Origin of the sequence: Prosthecobacter sp., assembly GCF_044222565.1 — a bacterium.
In the GTDB taxonomy this organism is placed as follows: domain Bacteria; phylum Verrucomicrobiota; class Verrucomicrobiia; order Verrucomicrobiales; family Verrucomicrobiaceae; genus Prosthecobacter.
Genome location: NZ_JBGANA010000009.1, coordinates 292,014 through 311,977, shown reverse-complemented (window position 1 = coordinate 311,977; position 19,964 = coordinate 292,014). Strand labels below are relative to the sequence as shown.

At 59.9% G+C, this 19,964-nt stretch carries 12 protein-coding genes; 5 read left to right on the top strand and 7 right to left on the bottom strand.

Annotated elements, in window-relative coordinates; genetic code table 11:
* Window positions 1-234: 234 nt before the first annotated feature.
* Window positions 235-459, top strand: a complete 225-nt coding sequence (locus tag ACILSR_RS15695) for a hypothetical protein (protein ID WP_395750734.1) — start codon at window positions 235-237, stop codon at window positions 457-459.
* A 6-nt stretch (window positions 460-465) separates the two neighbouring features.
* Here the strand turns inward: ACILSR_RS15695 and ACILSR_RS15690 are convergent, their stop codons facing one another.
* Window positions 466-1,788 carry a hypothetical protein gene (locus ACILSR_RS15690; protein ID WP_395750733.1) on the bottom strand — a complete coding sequence of 441 codons (1,323 nt, stop codon included), beginning with the start codon at window positions 1,786-1,788 and terminating at the stop codon, window positions 466-468.
* A 97-nt stretch (window positions 1,789-1,885) separates the two neighbouring features.
* A complete protein-coding gene (locus ACILSR_RS15685) occupies window positions 1,886-2,851 on the bottom strand; it encodes a polysaccharide deacetylase family protein (RefSeq protein ID WP_395750732.1) in 966 nt (321 codons plus the stop codon).
* A gap of 105 nt (window positions 2,852-2,956) precedes the next feature.
* On the opposite strand from ACILSR_RS15685, the gene ACILSR_RS15680 reads away from it, so the two are divergent.
* A complete protein-coding gene (locus ACILSR_RS15680) occupies window positions 2,957-3,922 on the top strand; it encodes a hypothetical protein (protein WP_395750731.1) in 966 nt (321 codons plus the stop codon).
* A gap of 115 nt (window positions 3,923-4,037) precedes the next feature.
* Here the strand turns inward: ACILSR_RS15680 and ACILSR_RS15675 are convergent, their stop codons facing one another.
* A complete protein-coding gene (locus ACILSR_RS15675) occupies window positions 4,038-5,471 on the bottom strand; it encodes a DUF1501 domain-containing protein (RefSeq protein ID WP_395750730.1) in 1,434 nt (477 codons plus the stop codon).
* 123 nt (window positions 5,472-5,594) lie between these two features.
* Here ACILSR_RS15675 and ACILSR_RS15670 point away from each other — a divergent pair, with 123 nt between their 5' ends.
* From ACILSR_RS15670 to ACILSR_RS15660, 3 genes are all read left to right on the top strand, one after another.
* A complete protein-coding gene (locus tag ACILSR_RS15670) occupies window positions 5,595-7,184 on the top strand; it encodes an MFS transporter (RefSeq protein ID WP_395750729.1) in 1,590 nt (529 codons plus the stop codon).
* 153 nt (window positions 7,185-7,337) lie between these two features.
* Window positions 7,338-12,794, top strand: a complete 5,457-nt coding sequence (locus tag ACILSR_RS15665) for a YHYH protein (RefSeq protein WP_395750728.1) — start codon at window positions 7,338-7,340, stop codon at window positions 12,792-12,794.
* A 45-nt stretch (window positions 12,795-12,839) separates the two neighbouring features.
* Window positions 12,840-14,570: an MbnP family protein gene (locus tag ACILSR_RS15660; RefSeq protein ID WP_395750727.1), complete on the top strand. Its 1,731-nt coding sequence runs from the start codon at window positions 12,840-12,842 to the stop codon at window positions 14,568-14,570.
* A 2-nt stretch (window positions 14,571-14,572) separates the two neighbouring features.
* On the opposite strand, the gene ACILSR_RS15655 is transcribed toward ACILSR_RS15660, so the two are convergent.
* From ACILSR_RS15655 to ACILSR_RS15640, 4 genes are read right to left on the bottom strand one after another with little or no spacing between them, the layout of a single operon-like run.
* Entirely contained in the window at window positions 14,573-16,327 is a 1,755-nt protein-coding gene (locus ACILSR_RS15655; RefSeq protein ID WP_395750726.1) for an L-lactate permease, read from the bottom strand.
* Window positions 16,324-17,574 (bottom strand): glycolate oxidase subunit GlcF, encoded by a 1,251-nt coding sequence (glcF, locus tag ACILSR_RS15650; protein WP_395750725.1) that lies wholly within the window; start codon window positions 17,572-17,574, stop codon window positions 16,324-16,326. The genes ACILSR_RS15655 and glcF overlap by 4 nt, the downstream gene beginning before the upstream one ends.
* Complete coding sequence (locus tag ACILSR_RS15645) at window positions 17,574-18,518, bottom strand: FAD-binding protein (protein ID WP_395750724.1); 945 nt, start codon at window positions 18,516-18,518, stop codon at window positions 17,574-17,576. Before ACILSR_RS15645 ends, glcF begins: the two co-directional genes overlap by 1 nt.
* Window positions 18,515-19,957: an FAD-linked oxidase C-terminal domain-containing protein gene (locus ACILSR_RS15640; RefSeq protein ID WP_395750723.1), complete on the bottom strand. Its 1,443-nt coding sequence runs from the start codon at window positions 19,955-19,957 to the stop codon at window positions 18,515-18,517. The genes ACILSR_RS15645 and ACILSR_RS15640 overlap by 4 nt, the downstream gene beginning before the upstream one ends.
* Between the last annotated feature and the right edge of the window lie 7 nt (window positions 19,958-19,964).

The window sequence follows — 19,964 nt, the reverse complement described above, 5'->3', positions numbered from 1 at the left end:
AGGCAGCGAGAAGCACAAACCCTTGATGGATAAAATATTGGAGTGGCAAAAACGAACTTCGCCGAAGCAGCCTCCCGACCAATTGCCCTCTCCAGACACAGATCTCAAAAACGCTGCTTAACTTCGGTATCCGGGTTCAATCCGGCTCCGCTGCTGCGAGTGGGAATCTCCGTGGTCTCGACAAGCTATCGCTTAACTACGGGCACGAAGGACGCCGCCCCCTGCCCTGCCCCAATGCTTGGCTCGGCGCGTGTGGTGCAGTTTATGCGCAGCAAGGCAGCGGAATGGCACATCGATCCGATACGCATTGCGCTCACCCGGGGCGCTGCGGGAACGGTGAATGCGAAGTGGATCGCCTACCGCGACGAGATGGCGAAGGATGATGGTTCGGATCCACAGGCGATGTGGATCTTCCTCTTCAAGCACCTGAAACCGGAGCGAGCAACGCCTGCGAAATAAGCACGCTCATTTTTTGCGCAGCAGACTGGCAATCGTCTCGCGCATGATCTTTTCGGAGTCGGGCGCCGCAAATGCCTGCGTGGGCTCATAGCCGCCTTCGGCGAAGGATTTTTCCAGCGGGATGTAGCCGGGTGCGCCATCACCGTAGCTGGCGGTGGCCACGAAGCCGCCGGGACGCTGCTGCTGCGCGAAAAGCTGGTACTCGACGAACGTCTCCCCCGGCAGATGGAGAAGACAGACGTCCTCCCCCAAATGCAGGCTGGTGAACTGGATCGGCACGCCGGCGGCGCTCTGACGCGTGAACCCCACTCGGAATGCTGCGCTGATACGCGTGGAGGGCGCGGTGGCGGCATTTTCACACACCTTCAGCATGCGCTCTTCGGGAAACTCGGGATTCGACTTCAGCACCACCGGAAGCGAGCGCCATTCGATCCTGTTCAAAGGCACGCGCGTCATGTCCTTTTCGGACGCCACCATGGCTGCATGAATGTTTTCACCAAGACGAACGCGGGCCTCCTTGCTGGCATCATTGTATTTGCCGGCGGCGATGTTTCCGCCGCAGCCGGTGAAGTAGAGGTGCGGCACACCATCATCCTGCGTGCGGCGTTCGCGCGCAGTGCCCACGAAGTCATACGTCACCATACCGTCACCGTAATAGCTCATGGGATGAGTGGCGTAGTAGTGCAGCACGGCGAGTTTCTTTTCGCCGTCCCAAAAGCTGAGGGTTTTGAGCATGGGATCGACCAGTCCTTCTGGCAGATCGCGCAGTGTGGCATCCTTGGTGGCGCTCAGGCGCATCTTGGAAATCTTGCCGTCCTCGCCCAGGATGCGGCGGTTGGAAGCGACCTTCTCCACCGCAGCCTCGCCACGTGCAAGGTGGGTCAGTGGGGAAGGGTTTTGGAGCGCGGCCTTGAGGCTGGCAGCCACGCCCTGCAGCGTGCGTTCGGCCCATTCGAGATCGAGGACAGACGGAGGCGAGGGACAGGCCGCCAGCAGCCGATGCGCGGCGGAATCTCCGATGGGGGCATTGTGCTGGTGGAGGCTGTGCACCGCCACGCGTTCCGGTGTGGTGCCTGCGGCCTGAGCGAGCACTTCCCGCCAGCGGACGTGATCGCCCGCACGGATTTCACACCAGTCCACTGCGCACAGCACGACCGGCTTGTCGTCACTCAAAATAACCACACCTAGAGCGAGCAGCGGTTCGCTGACTCCCACCGCGGGTTTCACGAGCCCGCCGCATAAGGGCGCGCCGACGGGCGGGGTGACATCCGCGCGAAAAGTGGCGAGGCGAAGCGACTGACCGAAGGCCGGGAGTGCAAGCAGTGACAAGAGAAGCAGGAGCCTGTGCATGGCCTGACTACGACGCAATCGCGAAGAAATGATCATCCTGGCGAAATGAAGCGACACTTTCCCTCCTTGTCACACGTCACTCCGATTTCTTGAGCGTGATCACTCCGCCGTCGGGAAGAGCGTCGTATTGCAGCGAGCCAGCGCGCGGAGTTGCGGTGGAAGTGTTTGCGCCTTGCGTAATGGAAGCTTTTTTCCAATCGGCTGGAACACTGGTCGAAAGCGTCAGAGGCAGGTCGTAGAGCGCGGGATCTGCTTTGCAGGTCAGCTCCAGGGTGATGGTATCGGCGGCGGCTTTTGAGTTTTTGACCTCCGCGGTGCTGCGCTCGGTCACATACTGGTGCCAGGAGACGACATCAGTGATCCAGACCTGGTCGCGAACGGACTCCAGCTTGTCGAGCAGAGCGGTGAACCATTCCACGGGGGTGACCAGCCAGTCTTCACCGACGCCATGGAAATCAAGATGTCCCATTTCACCTTTGGCGATGGCTGCGTCCACTGCTGCGACCGTGGCCTCGGCGGATTTGTAGTTAATCGGAGGTCCGGCGAAAGGTGGGCGATCGCAGAGCTGATGCTTTGCCAGAGCGTCTGCTTGCTCCTGTGGCGTCACTTTCCACGGCACACCGCCGGGACGGCCGAAGCCGAAGAGACGCGGCTGTTTGCCTTCGGGCTTCAGCTTGTAGAGCACCTCGTTGCACCTGGCCAGTTCGGGCTCCAGCTCGGCGGTGTTGTTCACGCCTTTGTGAGTGAAGGTGTGATTGGCGATCGCGACGTAAGGACTCCGTGCGGCGAGTTCCCAGCGCAGCCGCAGTGCGGAATACAGACCGTTGCCGGTGACGAGGTAGAAGTTTCCAACGATCTTTCGCTTCTCGAGTTCGGGGACGACGTTTTTGAGCTGACTGGGAGCGCTGTCGTCGAAGGCGAGCATGAAGGCGGCTTTTTTGCCGTCCTTCCATTTGAGGACCTGGGTGTCGCCTTCGGCGGCGTGTGAGCTCGAAGCAAGAATCAGCGTGGCCAGAGATAGAAGGCGAAGGGTGGGCTGCATGGCGCAGGACTATGCAGCCCGGAGGAGATGGCAAGTCAGGGTGATTCATGCGAAATCACATTTCACGGGCTGGACTTCAGGCAGCATTTTCTATCTACTATCCATATGAAAGGTCTGCTTTTGATTGCCTTGGGACTTGCCGTGAGTTCGGCAGCTCATGGATCATCACCACTGGAGCTGTCGATCGCCAAGCTGGACCTGCCCAAGCTGACGCTGACGGTGAAAAACACCGATGCTAACCGCAATATGCGGCTTTGGTCCCACGGCTGTTCCTGGGGTGAACAAACGGTTCATTTCGAGCTTTTCGACAATGCTGGAAATGCCATCGCCAAATACTATCACCAAAGCTGGGCTTACACCGGCAACTTTCCGCGTTTCTATGAACTCAAACCGGGCGAGGTCACAGCACTAGATTTCGATTTGAGTGATAAGAGAACTTGGATTCAGCCCGAGAAATTGGACCTATCACATCTCGACGGAGTCAGAGTGCGTGCGGTGCTCAATCAGCATCTGGAAGTTGAAGCCCACAGAAGCGGCGTTTTCACCGGCGAAGTTAGGTCACCCAGGACCAGCGCGGCGAATGCCGATGGACCTGGATCTTGCGTGGAGTGGAATGCTCTGCCGCCGCGTCACGAAGGCCACCGCTTTGATTCCGCTGTGTTTTTGGAGAGCCTTGGCAAGCTTCAAATTCGCCAGGACAATGCAGAAACCAATCTACTGGAATGTTTGGAGTCAAAACTGCCATGGAGCCAGGCGGCCATTATCAGCGGTCCCGGACCTTACTGGAATCCGGATCACCAGTCAGCCACGCTGTTGCTGCCGGATGCCATTGCAGTAACTTTTATTTGGGACACCAAAGAATCGCTGAGCAAGGCCGAGAAACTTCAGTTGGAGCAATGCTTGAAGCTTCCCAAATTCGGCGACGGAGGGAATGCACAACCGGGGTGGGCAGTAGCATCAGATGTGCTGTCGAAACTGCCAGCGCGCGGGATAACGAAAATTTTAGTGTCTCGATTATTCCACGACTCTTCATGGCGACTGCTGAGCGATGGGCACTATCGAAAAGAATAACCCATTGTTTCCTGAAAGGAGAGTGCCGCGAGCTAAGGCCGCATGTCGAGATTTTTTTTGTTTTGAGCCGTTGCGGCATCTTTCCAGAACGAGCTGAAGCTCTGGACTACTTTAATCAACCCACCAGCCCGCGAATCACATTCCCATGCACATCCGTGAGCCTTCGGTCAATTCCATTGTGTCTTACCGTAAGTTGCGTGTGATCAATCCCCAGCAGGTGCATCATTGTGGCGTGGATGTCGTAGCAGGTGGTGGGGTTCGCGCGGTCGAGAGGCTTGTAGCCCCACTGGTCGCTTTCGCCGACGGTGACACCGCCCTGGATGCCGCCGCCGCAGAGCCAGTTGGTGAAGACGTAAGGATTGTGGTCGCGGCCCTTGCCGCCCTGGGTGCTGGGCATGCGGCCAAACTCGGTGGTCCAGAGGATGATCGTGTCATCAAGCAGGCCGCGTTGTTTGAGATCGAGAATGAGTGCTGAGACGGCCTTGGCCATGCCCCAGGCGAGGGGGCCGTGGTCGCGCTCGACGTCTTCGTGGCTGTCCCAGTTGCGGCGCGGGAAGCCGTTGTCGTTGCCGCTCCAAATTTGCACGAAGCGCACGCCGCGCTCCAGCAGGCGCCGGGCGGCGAGGCATTTGCGGCCCATGCAGTCGGCCTCTTCTTCAGGATTGATTTCGGTGGGCCAGACTTTGCGATGCTCCTGAATGCCGTACATCGCTTTCATCGCGTCGGACTCCTTGGAGATGTCGAGAGCTTCGGGTGCAGCGAGCTGCATCTTGGCGGCGAGTTCGTAGCTCTGAATACGGCTTTCCAGACGCGAGTCTTCCGAATGTGCGGCCATGTGTTTGCGATTGAGCTGTTCCAGCAGCGCAAAGCCTTCACGATCCGACTTCGCGCTGATGTAGCGGCCGGATTTGTGAGGAAAGAGATCGGCGATGGGAGTTTCGGCCCCCGGATAAATGATGGTGCCTGCGTGCTGCGAAGGGAGAAAGGCGCTGTCCCAGTTTTTGGGTCCGTTTGAAGCAAAGCCACGATGATCGGGAAGCACGACGAAGGTCGGCAGATTGTCGCTGAGGGAGCCGAGGGCGTAGCTGACCCAGCAGCCAACACCGGGGAAGCCGGGAAGATTGAAGCCAGTGGCCTGAAGCAGCGTGCCCTGGGAGTGCACGCCGGTCTTGCCCACCATATTGTGCACAAAGGCCATTTCATCCGCGCAGGCGCCGAGGGGGGCCACGGCATCGCTGAGCCTTTTGCCGCTCTGGCCGTAGGGCCTGAAGTCCCAGACAGGCTTTTTCCATGGGCCGAGGCCGTTTTGGAAGGCCTCCACTTTCTCGCCGAAGTCGGCGTCCTCGCCGTGGTGCTTGACCAGCGCTGGCTTGTAATCAAAGAGGTCCACATGGCTGGCGGCACCGGCCATGAAGAGCTGCACCACGCGTTTTGCCCGGGGGGCCACGGTTTGCGATCGATGTGAGGTCTCAGCGCCGGCCAGAGATTGAAGCGCCAGCGCGCCGAAGCCTTGTCCGGCGGTGTGCAGTAGCTGGCGGCGGGTAAACATGGCGAAAGAGTAGCGATTCATACGCTGCTGGCGAGCGTGGCCTTGTCACGCAATCGCGCGAGCAGTTCCGGGAGTCAAATTGCACAGTCGCAGAGGCAGGCAAATGCGTTATGTTTACCACACATGTCTGCCTGGTCCCCGCTCCGAAACTCTCTCTATCGTGCCATGTGGCTGGGGAGCGTGGGGTCCAACATCGGCACCACGATGAATGACACGGCGGCGGTCTGGACGATGACCACGATGACGAGCTCGCCGTATCTCGTTTCCTTGATGCAGACGATGTCCAGCCTGCCGCTTTTTTTGCTGGCACTGCCTGCCGGGGCGCTTGCGGATCTGGTGGACCGAAGGAGGCTGATCCTCATCGCGCAGACGGGCGCACTGCTGACCGCTGCCGGAATGGCGCTGCTGGCCTGGTATGGAGCGCTGACCCAGACGCTGCTGCTGCTGGCCACTTTTCAGCTTGGAGTTGCCTCGGCTTTCACGATGCCCGCCTGGCAGGCCCTGATACCGGAAGTGGTGGGACGCGAGCAGTTGCACTCTGCGATCGCTCTCAACGGCGTGGGGTATAATATTGCACGCTCGCTTGGCCCTATTTTTGGCGGCATGCTGCTGGCGGCATTGGGTGGGCCTGCGCCGGTGTTTGCACTGAATGCGCTGTCGTTTGTTGCAGTGATCGGTGTGATGTGCACGGGCAGCTACATCGCCACGCCGCGAAGTGCGCAGCAGGAGCAGATGCTCGGGGCCATGGCCGCCGCCATCCGCTATGCGCGCCATGCCCATGCCATGCAGGCGGTGCTTTGCCGGGGCGGCATCCACATGTTTGCCGCCGTGGCTCCTGTGGTGCTCCTGCCGGTCATCGTGCATTCGCGGCAGTGGACCGCATCCGACTTCGGGATTCTCATGGGCTGCTATGGCGGCGGCGCCATTCTCATGGCTCTGCTATGGCTGCCGAAGCTGCGCCAGCGCTGCTCCTTTGACCAGGTGCTGTTCGGTGCAAGCGTGATGTCCGCAGTGATGACGGGCATCCTTGCGCTCGTGCCAGGCAAGCTCGCCATGGGTCTCGTGCTCATGGTGACAGGGGCGGCGTGGATCAGCGGCATGAACACCTTCAGCGTGGCGTCTCAGAGCGTGTTCCCAAACTGGGTGCGCGCGCGCAGTTCGGCGATTTATCTGGTGGTGATGCAGGGGGCCTTTGCCATCGGTGCGTTGACCTGGGGGCAGCTGGCCAGCCATTTGCACGCGCCGGTTGCGCTCGGCATTGCTGCCGGATGCCTGCTCGTGAGCGCGGCGCTGGCACGCATGCTCCCCATCAGCCATGTGGAAAAGCTGGACCTCAGTCCTTCCGGCCACATGCTGCCTCACAGCGCGATCACAAATGAACCGGCGCCCAGCGATGGTCCGGTGCTGATCACCATTGAGTATCACATTGACCCGAAAGAGGCCCCCGCCTTTCGCGCCGCGATGTTCCATCTGCGCGAGGTCCGCCTGCGCGATGGCGCTTTCCGCTGCTCGCTCTTTGCGGATCTGGAGGACCCCACTCATTACCGTGAGACGTTTCTCGTGGGCTCGTGGGCGGAGCATCTGCGGCAGCACGAGCGCGCGACAATGGAGGATCAACGAATCGAACTGGCTGTGCAGAATTTCCATCGCGGCGCTGAGCCACCGCGTGTGAGGCACCTGCTGATGGTCAATCTGCGGGACTTGAAACCTTGACGCTACCGTGGAGGGATGGCAGTCATGCCGCCCGCCGCCCCTGCCAGCTCCTCCATGCCGGGCTTGGAATAAGAAGATAAATGCGAATTTATCCCTGTTCGCCGCCTTCGTTCATCTGGCAGCCTCTAAATCCGGGACAACCACCGCCCAGCCATGAACAAGAGTCTTTTCCTGCTCCTCCTGATCTCTGCACCCACGCTGCAGGCCGACCCGCAGATTACCTCGTGGTTCACCGCAAACTCCGGCAAATACGCCCGCATCTACCAAAGCACGGCGGATGAGACCGCCGGCACGAAGTCCACCACCTGGAGCCGCGGCACAGGAACGCAGTCGAGTCCGGTTTATGCGGATGTCAACGAGGTGAACTATTCGGCCAACTGGGTGTACATCCGCACCTCAGGACTGGCCTCCCACATGATGGGACCGTGGTATCTCGACTCGGGCAAGACAAACAACTTTCCCAATTTCCCTTCCAACACCGCGACGGTGTACCGCATCCCACGCGTGCCGGTGATTCCTGCCACCAAGACCTCCACCGGACTCGGGGCCACCGGCCGCATGGTCAATGGAGTGTCCATGTTTGATTCACGCGACGCCTTCTCCTATGTGAACGCGAGCGCGACCGATGCCACACCGGTGAACGGACTGACTGGAGACGGCATTTGGAACCGCGATGGCTGGTTCAATGAAGGCGTGACATTTGATCCTTCACTGGCACATCAGGCCGGCAACAACTACCACTACCATGCGCATCCGATTGGCCTGCGCTACCAGCTCGGGGACCATGTGGACTACAATGCCGCAACCAACCGCTACACCGAATCTGCTGCTGCTCCTACCAAGCATTCGCCCATTCTCGCCTGGGCGGCGGACGGCCTGCCTGTGTACGGACCTTATGGATACTCGGATCCAACAAATGCGGCCAGCGGCATTCGGCGCATGATTTCCAGCTTCACACTTCGGGATGGCACCAACGGCACCACGGCCATCACCGTCCGCCAGGTGCTGCCACTCTGGGCACAGCGCATTCAGGGCAGGACCACGCTCACAAGCTCGCAGTACGGCCCCGCCGTAAACACTACCTACGCCCTGGGGCACTACATTGAAGATTTCGACAATCGTGCCGACCTCGGCCAGACGCAGACGACCGGAGCCACCGTCCGTGACTATGATCTCAACGAGCAGAACGTGCGCTTCTGCGTGACGCCCGAATATCCCTCCGGAACCTGGGCGTACTTCACCACCATCAATGCCGACGGCACGCCGCAGTACCCCTATACCACCGGTCGCCAGTATTATGGCAGTCCCACCGGCGGCGGCACCACGGCAGCCGTGATGACGGCGGACACGCCGCTGACACAGCAGTTCATCGGCGGAGCCAATGCAGCCCTCACCATCAACACCCCTTCCGTGTCCGGCACAGCAGTGACGCTGGTGTGGAATGCGACGGAAGGAGGCACCTACACCGTGGAGGCTTCGACCAACCAATCTACCTGGACCACAAAGACCACCGGCCTGGTAGCCTCAACCAATTCCGCAACCACCAACTACACGGCGCTCAATTCCACGGGCACTGAATACGGGCGCGTCAGCCGCACTGCTCTGGCCACCTATGATTCCACCGGGCAGACAGCAGCGACAGTTTCTCAGAGCACGGTGGCCAGCTATTCGCTCACGCCCAATACTGCGCCGACGATCACCGGCATCTCTCCGCAGTCCATCGCCATGAACACTGCTACGAGCGCCATCAGCTTCACCATTGGAGACGCTGAAACTACCGCAGCCAGCCTGAATGTGAGCGGCACGTCCTCCAACACAACTCTTGTCCCGAACGCCAACATCACCTTCGGCGGCAGCGGCACCAGCCGCACGGTGACCGTGACCCCGGCGCAAAGCCAGACAGGATCATCCACCATCACGGTGACCGTGGATGATGGCACGACCACCACCAGCACCGCTTTTACACTCACCGTCACGGGCACCAACACCGCACCCACGATCAGCGCCATTTCCAACCAATCGACCTCTCAAAACACCGCCACGGGTGCCATCGCCTTTACCGTTGGCGATGCGGACACCGGACCAACGAGTCTGACGGTCAGCGGCAGTTCTTCAAACACGACTCTCATACCCAATGCGAGCATTGTCTTTGGGGGCAGTGGCGCGAGCCGGACGGTGACGATGACGCCCGCATCAAATCAAACAGGCACGGCTACGATCACCGTCACGGTCAACGATGGTGCTGCCACAGCAAACTCCAGCTTCACACTCACCGTCACCGCCAGCACGCCGACGATTGCCTCGATCACCACGACTCCGGCTGCGCCAACGAGCACGGACACCGTCGCCGTCAGCGCCAGCATCACACCACCCTTGGGCCGCACCATCTCGAGTGCGCAGCTCACCTACAACACGGGATCGACTGCGACGACGGTCTTCAATGAAACGATGGCCACCACTGCGGTGACAAACTGGACCGGCGCCAGCACCGTCTATCCCTGGACCATCACATTCAATGGGCCGCCACAGTCTCCCTTCGCCCAGAACGCCACTGCCAATCATACACCCGCGGGCCAGGGCAACCAGTTCGGCATGGACATCACGAACAATCCTCCAAACATCACTGCGGCGACGATGACGACGACCAATGCCATCAACGCCACGGGAACCTCCGCCACGGTGACGTTCTGGATCGGCACCACGGGGCTGACGGGTGCGCAAGGCTGGGATTTTCAAACCAGCACGGACGGCACAACCTACACCACCCGCGCCAGCGAGCTCACGGGGTCCAATCATGCATTCCAGCAGTTTAGCTACACTCTGAGCGCAGCCGAACGCGTGAGCACGCTGAAGCTGCGTTTTCGTTTCGTAGGAAACGGCGCGAGCACGGTTCCCCATGTCTATCTCGATGACATCGTCGTCACCGTCGGTGGTGCGAGCGCTCCGGTCACGGTCGGCATGACCAACACCAGCGGCTCCACTTACAGTGGAACCATTCCGGCACAGGCCACGGGTACAACGGTCAGCTACTCCATCACCGCCACGGACAGTGCCACGGCATCGACCACGAGTTCCACCAACTCCTATACCGTGGTCGCAGGCGCACCCGTGATGAGCATCACACCATCCACCAATCTCACCGCCACGGGCAATGCAGGGGGGGCATTCACGCCTTCCAGCGCGACTTACACGATCACAAACACCGGCAACGCCTCCATGAACTGGACGGCCGCCAACACGGCCCCATGGCTGACGCTGAGCAGCGCCAGCGGCACGCTCGCCGCAGGGGCAAACACCACAGTGACCGCGAGTTTTAACGCCAATGCGAACAGCCTTGCAGCGGGGGCTTACAGTGACACGATCGCCTTCACCAACAGCAGCAACGGCACTGGCAGCACGACACGGGCCGTGAGCCTCACAATCAATGCCACCACTGCTCCAGCAGCCCCTGTCATCGCAGCACTGCCGTCTTACAGCCAGGGCACCGTGAAGACAATTACATGGCCTGCCGTGGCCTCGGCCACGAGTTACACGGTGCAGGTGTCGGCCGGCGCCGATTTCAGCACCATTCTCTCGTCGCAAACGGTCACGAGCCCCACGGCGTCGTTTTCCAATCTCACAAGCGGGGTGACCTACTACTATCGCATCCTGGCAACGAACAACATCGGCTCGTCGAGTTACAGCAACGTCGTCTCCTCATTGCAGGACAACGCAGGCCCCACGGTGGCGATTACCACGCCAGCGTCTGCGACTTCCACCGCGACGGCCAGCATCACCGTCAGCGGCACAAGTTCTGATGCTCTTTCAGGAATCAGCAGCGTGACTGTGAATGGCGTGACTGCGACCACCTCAAACAATTTTGCCTCCTGGACCATCAGCGTGCCGCTGGGCTATGGCACAAATGGCATCACAGCCGTGGCAACGGATGGCGCGGGTAACGTCACAACGACAGCGCCGGTGAATGTGACACTGACCACCACCCAGACTTACAACCCTCTCATCATCCCCGAGGTGATGACAGGCACCACCTTCAATCTGAACCTGCACCAGACCGCCAGGCGCTTTGGCAATGCCACTTTCCAGAACACCGCGGACACCACCACCTATGCTTACAACAACATGCTGTTCTGGGGGCCGACGCTGATCATGAACAAAGGCGACTGGGTCCAGATGAACGTGACGAACAGCCTCACCGACACCACCACCACACACTGGCACGGCTTCCACATTCCCGCGATCATGGATGGCGGGCCCCACCAGACCATTCCCGCAGGCACCACCTGGAAACCTAGCTTCAAGGTCGATAATAACGCAGGCATTTACTGGTACCATCCACATCTGCATGAGTTCACCCAGCAGCAGCTCACCCGTGGCGGTGGCGGCATGATCATCATTCGCGATCCCATCGAGTCAGCGCTGAATCTTCCACGCACGTATGGGGTGGATGACATCCCGCTCGCTCTCAGCAGCCGCCGCTGGGCCTCCAATCAATTTGTGACCACCAACATCGCCTACGGTGACTATGCGATGGTCAACGGCACTCTCAGTGCGCAGGTGACGCTGCCGAAGCAGTATGTGCGCCTCCGCATCCTCAATGCGGAGATCGAGCGAAGCTACAATCTCGGCTTCAGCGACGGCCGCACCTTCTATCAGATCGCCACGGACGGCGGGCTGGTCAATGCACCGGTGGCTTTGACACGCATTGTGCTGGCTGTGGGTGAGCGTGCTGAGATTTTGGTGGATCTCAGCGGAGACACAGTCGGGTCCAGCATCGACCTGCAGGCCTTCAATTCCGGACAGGCCAACGACTTCCCCGGCGGCGAGCCCAGCACAACCGGGCCAGTCGGCAGCCTGCTGAACAACACGACATTCAACGTCCTGCACATCAACATCGGCGCTGCCACCGCCAATGCCGTCACCAGCCGCCCTTCCACCCTAACGTCCAACACTTTCTGGACCACCAACGATGTGACCAACAACCGCACCGTGACCATCACCGGCGGCACGGGAGGCACCGCCTTCACCTTCGACAATCTTGCTTACAGCCCCTCCGTCTTTAATCAAACCTTGAACCTGAACGCCGTTGAAAAATGGACCGTCACCAACACCTCGGGTTTCAGCCATTCATTCCACATTCACGATATCCAGTTCAGTCTCATTTCGCGGACCGGCGGCAACAATGCCGGCATCAAATCATATGAGCAGGGCTGGAAGGACGTCTTCTTCATCGCCCAAAATCAGACAGTGACCTTCATCGCCAAATTTGATGCCTTCGCGAGCAACACAAACCCCTTCATGTACCACTGTCACTTCTCCAACCATGAAGACGAAGGCCTGATGGGGCAGTTCCTTGTGGTAAACAATGCGGTGGAATCTCTCGCGGTCGCCGGCTTCACCCGTTACGGCAACAACAACCTCATTCAGCTCGACTTCAAGGCCACGCCCGGCACCACCTACACGCTGCAATGGTCGCCCGATGCGAGCACCTGGACTGATGTTGGTTCCGTGACCAGTGACGGCACCAGCGCCACTTTCACGGAGACGGACACCACCCGCCTGAGTGGGGCGCGCGGCTTTTATCGCGTGACCATTCCGATGATCTCGCAATAAAGTCGGCCCGTGCGTGTTTTGATTTTTCCATTACACTCACGGACCATGCTTCTCAGTCGTCTGCTCGCGGTGGCGCTGCTCTTCGCCACCACCACCGCCACGTCCTCCACGCTCCACCTGGGTGTCAATCTGACGGCGGGTGGTGAATCTTTGCTGCTCGATTCACTGCGTTATTCCAACGCAGCGGGGGAGACATGGTCCATCACCCGCTGCAGTTTTCTGCTCAGCGGCTTCGCTTTGCAAAGAGGCGACGGCACCTGGATCGAAATGCCGGGACAAGTCGCCTGGCTTGACGCTGAGCGCAGACGTCTTGAAACGGCCCTGACGGATATTCCAGCGGGCAAATATCAGGCGCTGCGCTTCTATGTCGGTCTTGATCCCACTGTCAACGCGGCTCCCCCCGCGCAGTATGCGCCTGATCATCCGCTTAATCCAAACCTCAACGGTCTGCACTGGAGCTGGCAGGGAGGCTACATCTTCCTCGCACTCGAAGGAAGCTATCGAGCCGCTGGGCAGGCTCCGGGCGGCTTCTCCTACCACCTGGCGCGGGATCCGAATCGCACCGCTCTCACATTCACAGGGGACTTCGATCTCACCGCAGACGCGGCTGCCGGGTTCACCTTTGACATTCATGCGCTGCTCAATGGAGCGAAGCCCCTTTCCTTCGGCAAGGACGGACTCTCCACCCACTCGCATGAGGGCGATCCCGTAGTGACGGCGCTCAAGACCAACCTGCCTGCGGCATTCACATTGCAGCAGATTTCCAGCAGCATACCCGCCATCGCGCGTCCCTCTTCCATCAAGCCGCTCTACCTCCCCGCCAAGCACACGGCGTATCGCTTCGCTATGAGTGGCTACTTCCCCATTCCGCCTCTCCCGCGGGACAATCCGCTGCTGGAGGAACGTGTGGCTCTGGGCAAGCGCCTTTTCAACGACACCGCCCTCTCCCGCGATGGCACGCTCTCCTGTGCAAGCTGCCACACGGAGGCCAACGCCTTTACGGATGCGCGCCGCTTCAGCATCGGCGTCGAGGACCGCGTTGGCACCCGCAATGGCATGCCTCTCTTCAATCTGGCGTGGAAGACCAGCTTCTTTTGGGATGGCCGCGCGCCCTCGCTGCGTGCCCAGTCCCTGATGCCAGTGCAAGATCATCTCGAAATGGATGAGAAACTGGAGAACGTGGTCGCCAAGCTGGAGAAGACGAGCAAGGCGGAATTCGCACGCGCTTTTGACAGCGATGCGATCACGCCGGAGCGCATCGGCCTCGCCATCGAGAACTATCTGCTCACGCTGACCTCCTTCGACTCCAAGTTTGACCGTGCCATGCAGGGAAAAGAAAAGTTCAGCCCCGCGGAGCAGCGCGGCTTTGAACTCTTCATGACGGAATACGAGCCGCGCATGGGACAGCGCGGCGCCGATTGTTTTCACTGCCACGGAGGCCCTCTGTTCACGGATCACCAGTTTCACAACAACGGTCTCAGCCCCGTGGAATCAGACACGGGGCGCCATCGCGTTACTCAAAATGACCGAGATCTGTACAAGTTCTCCACGCCAAGCCTGCGCAACATCGCCCTCACAGCACCTTACATGCATGACGGCCGCTTTCAGACTTTGGAGGAAGTCATCGCCCATTACGATCACAATCTCCGTCGCACCGACACGCTGGACCCCAACCTTGCCAAACATCCGCCCACGGGCATCCGTTTAAGCGCAGATGACAAAGCCGCTCTCGTCGCTTTCTTGAAGACGCTGACGGATGAAAAATACACAAAGTAGGCCTACTTGGCGCCAATGATCATCCACGGCAGCCAGTATGCCTGGATCATCACCAGCAGGCCCATGAGGAGTGCCAGCGCGATGCTGTGCCAGAAGACACTGCGCAGCACGGTGCCTGCGTCGGGACTGTCAGGTTGACCACCCGTCGCGACAGCAGCGACCACGATGCTTTGGGCATCGATCATCTTGCCCATCACACCGCCGGAACTGTTCGAGGCCGCCATGTGAATCGGCGAGAGATGAAGTTGATTCGCCGTGACCTGCTGCAGATTTCCGAACAGCACATTCGATGCGGTGTCACTGCCTGTGAGCGTGACGCCGAGCCAGCCGATGAGCGGTGAGAAAAACGGAAACAGGATGCCAGTGCCGGCCATCATGAGGCCCATCGTCGTGTCCGTGCCGCTGTAGCGCGTCACATAACCCAGCGCGAGCATAAGTGCGATCGTCAGCAACGGCACACGCAGTTTCCAAACCGTTATGCCATACAGTTTCGCTATGCGCATCGGCCCAAGGCCAAGACACAGACCCGCCAGGCATCCCGCCAGCAACGCTGCCGTACCAGTGGCCGAAAGCGCATTGAATTTAAAGACCGCTTTCTCCATCTCCACATGCTCCACCACGGGCGGCACACGCTTCACCGCCAGATGCAGCATCGGCACCTTGATCTCCGCATTGAACACATCGTTCAGGCCGTTCTTCACCGCCGGCATGCCCCAGGCAAACACCAGCGCCGTCAGAAACACCCACGGCAGCCACGCCTTCCACGCGCCTGGAGGGTGTGCAGACGGTTTGGGCGGCGGCGTTTTCGCCGTCTTCTTTTTTCCCACACGGAACATTTCCGCAATCACAGCCACAAGACCAAATGCGGGAAAGGCAACGCCCAACGTTCCGATGATCTCACCCGTTGCTTCTTCAAGGCGTGGCTTGCTTGATATCTTCACGTCTTTCGGCTTCCACACCTTCATGAACAGCACCAGCACCACCATCGCCACCACCGCGCTGATGATATCCACCAGCCACGGGCCATGGTAGTTGCTCACAAGAAACTGCATTACGCCAAAGCTCAAACCCGTCACCAAACAAGCCGGCCAGACGCCCAGCATGCCACGCCAGCCAACCTGGGCCGCGACCAGCCAGAAGGGCACCGCCAGGGAGAAAATCGGCAGCTGCCTGCCGACCATCGCACTGAGCTGATGCAGATCGAGATGAGTGATGTCCGCCAGCGTAGTCAAGGGCGTGCCGAGCGATCCAAACGCCACGGGCGCCGTGTTGCCGATCAGTGCCAGCTTCGCTGCTTCGAGTGGTTTGAAACCGAGACCAATCATCAGCGCGCCCGTGATCGCCACCGGAGCACCAAAACCCGCCGCGCCCTCGATGAACGCGCCAAAGCTGAACGCTATCAAGAGCGCCTGAATGCGTCGATCTCCGGAAACACTCGCGATCTGCCGCTGCAATACCGCGAACTGGCCCGTCTCCACGCTCAGGTTGTACACAAACATCGCATTCAGCACGATCCACCCGATGGGAAACAGCCCAAACATCGCGCCGTTCACCGCTGCCATGCCCACAAGCGAAGCTGGCATGCCATAAACGCAGATTGCGATTCCCATCGCCACCAGCAGTCCCGCGCCCGCTGCCAGTTGCGCCCGCACATGCCAGAACGCCAGCAGTCCCAGCAGCACCACCACCGGCACCGCCGCGACCATGGACGATAGAACAAGATTGCCGAGAGGATCGTAGTTTTGGGACCAGGTCATAAGTTGGATGAGTGTGCATCACGGAGCACTTGCATCGTATGTTTCACCTCGATGCCCGATCCTAGTTTTTTCAAATGCATCTGCAGCTGTGTCAGGCAGCCGATATTGCCGCTCACCACGACCTCCGCGCCCGAGGCGATCACGGCATTTGCCTTCTGCTCCCCCAGCGACGACGCGATCTCCGGCTGATCCATGTTGTAGCTCCCCGCGCTGCCGCAGCAGAGATGCGCGTCGGTCAGTTCGAGCAGTTTCAGCCCGGGAATTCTCTTCAGCAAATCGCGTGGCTGACTGCGCACATTCTGCGCGTTCGCCAGATGGCACGCATCGTGATAGGCAACCTTGAGCGGCATTTCCCGCAATGGCTCATGCAGCCCGAGCTTCATCAAATACACGCTCACATCCATGACTCGATGCCGGAACGACTCCGCACGTGCTTCATCGGCGGTCCCCCGCAAAACCAGATGATACTCATGCATCGCCGAACCACAGCCGGCCGCATTCGTCAAAATCGCATCCACATCCTCTGGAAACGCATTCAGGTTCCGCCTCGCAAAAGCTCGCGCTGCCTCAAGATCACCCGTGTGCCACGCCAGGCCACCGCAGCATCTTTGGGATCTTGGAATGACCACCTCCACGCCATTGCGCGTCAGTACTTCAATCGTTGCCGTGTTGATATCAGGATCGAGCACCTGCTGCGCACAACCAATCAGCAATGCCACTCGGCCGCGCTTCTCGCCCCTCGCGGGATAGACCTCGTTCCACGACTGCGCCGCAGGCAGAGTCTCCGGCACTAGCTCGAGCATGGACTGCCAGCGCTTCGGCAGCACCGCCTTTGCCAGACGACCAAGTCGCATCGCAAGACGAAACCGTTGCGGAAAAGGAATCGTCTGCGCCGTGACAAACCTTCGCAGCCGTTCAACGAAGCCGCGCTTGAACTTGGATTGCGCCAGCGCACGAAACGGACTGATCAAATCGCGATACGGCACTCCGCTTGGACAGGCTGGCTCACACGCAAGACAGCCTAGGCATCGATCCACATGCGGCTGCGCGGCTTCAAAACTCATCGTGCCTTCCAGCACCTCCTTCATCAGGACGATGCGTCCGCGCGGGGTGTCCATCTCCTGTCCGAGTTCGCGATACGTCGGACAGGCCGCCAGACAAAAGCCGCAATGCACACAGGCCGAAACCGCTTTCGCCATCGGTTCGCCCAGCGAGCCAAATTTGTCAGTTGGAATGGCGTGAAGCATCAGTCGTCGAGAGTGGGAAAACGATGCTGCGGGTCGAATGCTTGCTTCACGCCTTCCTCAATGGCGAACCGTGTTCTGCCGCCGATCCACAGCGGCGCATCACCCCGCAGCGTCATGCCGCGAGCAGGTTTGATTTGAGTATATGCGACGTTGCCGCCACAGCTCACATGCGCGGTTTTGAAATCTGCCATTTGATCCGGCGTGATGTCCGTCTTGTAGCTCCAAGGAGTTTCACGAATCGCATCCCAGATGGAGTTGGAGATAATCTGTCCACCGATCTCCCTTGCGAGAACCCCAAGCGCCTTTTCAGGTCCGGCGAGCCGCACGATCATGGCAGCACCACCGGGCAGTACATCAATCGCAGCAGCCTCAAAGCGCGAATTGGCAATGCGGCTCATCGCTCCGGCCTCATAAGGCAGTTCAACTGTGATCATCGATTCTGGCTTTGGAAAAACCTTGAACGTCACTTCACCAATCACGCCAAATCGTCCGAGGCTTCCCACCAGAAATTTCGGCACATCAAATCCAGCCGCGTTTTTGACCACCTTGCCGCCAAGCCGCAGCAGCCGGCCCATTCCATCGATAAACCGCACGCCGAGAATGAAATCGCGCACACCACCAAATCGAAAGCGCCCCGGCCCGCTCAATCCCGATGCTACCACACCTCCAATCGTGCTTCCTGCTTCAGCGAGCATGGGATCAAACGGCAGATACTGCCCCTTCTCCGCCAGCGCCGCGATGATCTCCTTCACCGGTGTGCCTGCGAGCGCAGTGAAAGTGAACTCACTCGGATCATACTCCGTGATGCCACGCAGCTCCCGCGTCGAGATTTTCACCGCCTCCACTGCTGAAAGACGCGGCTTCGTCTCCGCCCCCACGGCGATGACGCGCGGTGCGGAGAGCACGGCATCGCGAAGTTCGGTGAGTGACGTTGGAGAGATCATTCGCGTGAAATAACGCCGGCCTTTTCCAGCGGATGCAGTCCCACATGTGACAAAGCAGGCGCTTCTTTGCCGGGAAACATTTTCCCAGGATTGGCGATGCCCAGGGGATCAAAGGCGGCACGCAGGCGCTGCATGCAGTCGATCTCGTCAGGTGTGAACATGTCTCCGAGAAAATCGCGCTTCTCCACGCCGATGCCGTGCTCGCCGGTGATGGATCCACCCATCTCGACGCACATTTTTAAAATGCGTCCCGCAAGTTCCTCCGCGCGTTCCAGCGCACCCTGCTCGCGGCCGTCAAAGAGGATGAGCGGATGCAGGTTGCCATCTCCCGCATGAAAAACATTCGCCACGCGGATGCCAGTCTCACGCGACATTTCGGCGATGCGTCGCAGGGCCTCGCCCAGCTTGCAGCGCGGCACCACGCCATCCTGCACGATGAAGTCCGGGGACAGGCGTCCCACCGCGCTGAAGGCGCTCTTGCGGCCTTTCCAGATGGCCATGCGTTCATCCGCATCCCGCGCAGGGCGCATCTCCACAGGCGCGCTGGCGGCGAGGATGGCATCGAGCCTCTCACGTTCGATCGCCACGACTTCGCGCGGACCTTCGAGCTCAACGATGAGCACCGCCTCACACCCCGGCGGATATTCGGCATGCACTGCGGCCACGGCCGCCTCCAGCGCCAGGGCGTCCATGATTTCGATGGCACCCGGCAGCAGACCGCTCGCAATCACAGCAGACACGGCATCGCCTGCCTGCTCCAGTGTGCGATAACCTGCCAGCACTGTGTGGAAACACTCGGCTTTTGGCAGAAGCTGCAGCGTGATTTCCAAGGCAATGCCGAAAAGCCCTTCATTGCCGACAAACAGGCCGCACCAGTCCGGCCCCAGCCGCTCACGACTGCCGCCACCCCATTCCACCACCTCGCCTGTGGCCAGCACCGCCTTGATTCCGAGCACATGATTGGAGGTCATGCCGTATTTCAGGCAATGCGCGCCTCCGGAATTAAAAGCCACATTGCCCCCAATGGTGCAGATGCTCTGCGAAGAGGGATCAGGAGCATAATGCAAACCATGCGGTGCTGCTGCTGCCGTGACCTGCGTATTGATCACCCCCGGCTGCACCACCGCGACGCGCAGCATCGGATCCAGCTTCAGAATGCGGTTCATCCTGTTCAGGGCGATCACGATGCCATCCGCGATGGGCAGCGACCCACCCGACAAACTCGTGCCGCTGCCGCGGGCCACAAAGGGAACCTTCAACTCATGGCAAAGACGGACGATGGCGACAACCTCCTCCTCCGTCTCCGGCATGGCCACAGCCAGCGGCCGGGTGCGAAAGGCGGTGAGCGCATCGCTCTCATACGCCGCCAGCTCGACGGGCCGCAAAAGCAGACGCCCGGGCGGCAGCAGCGCGGCGAGACGTTCGAGCGCGGCAGACATGAGAGTG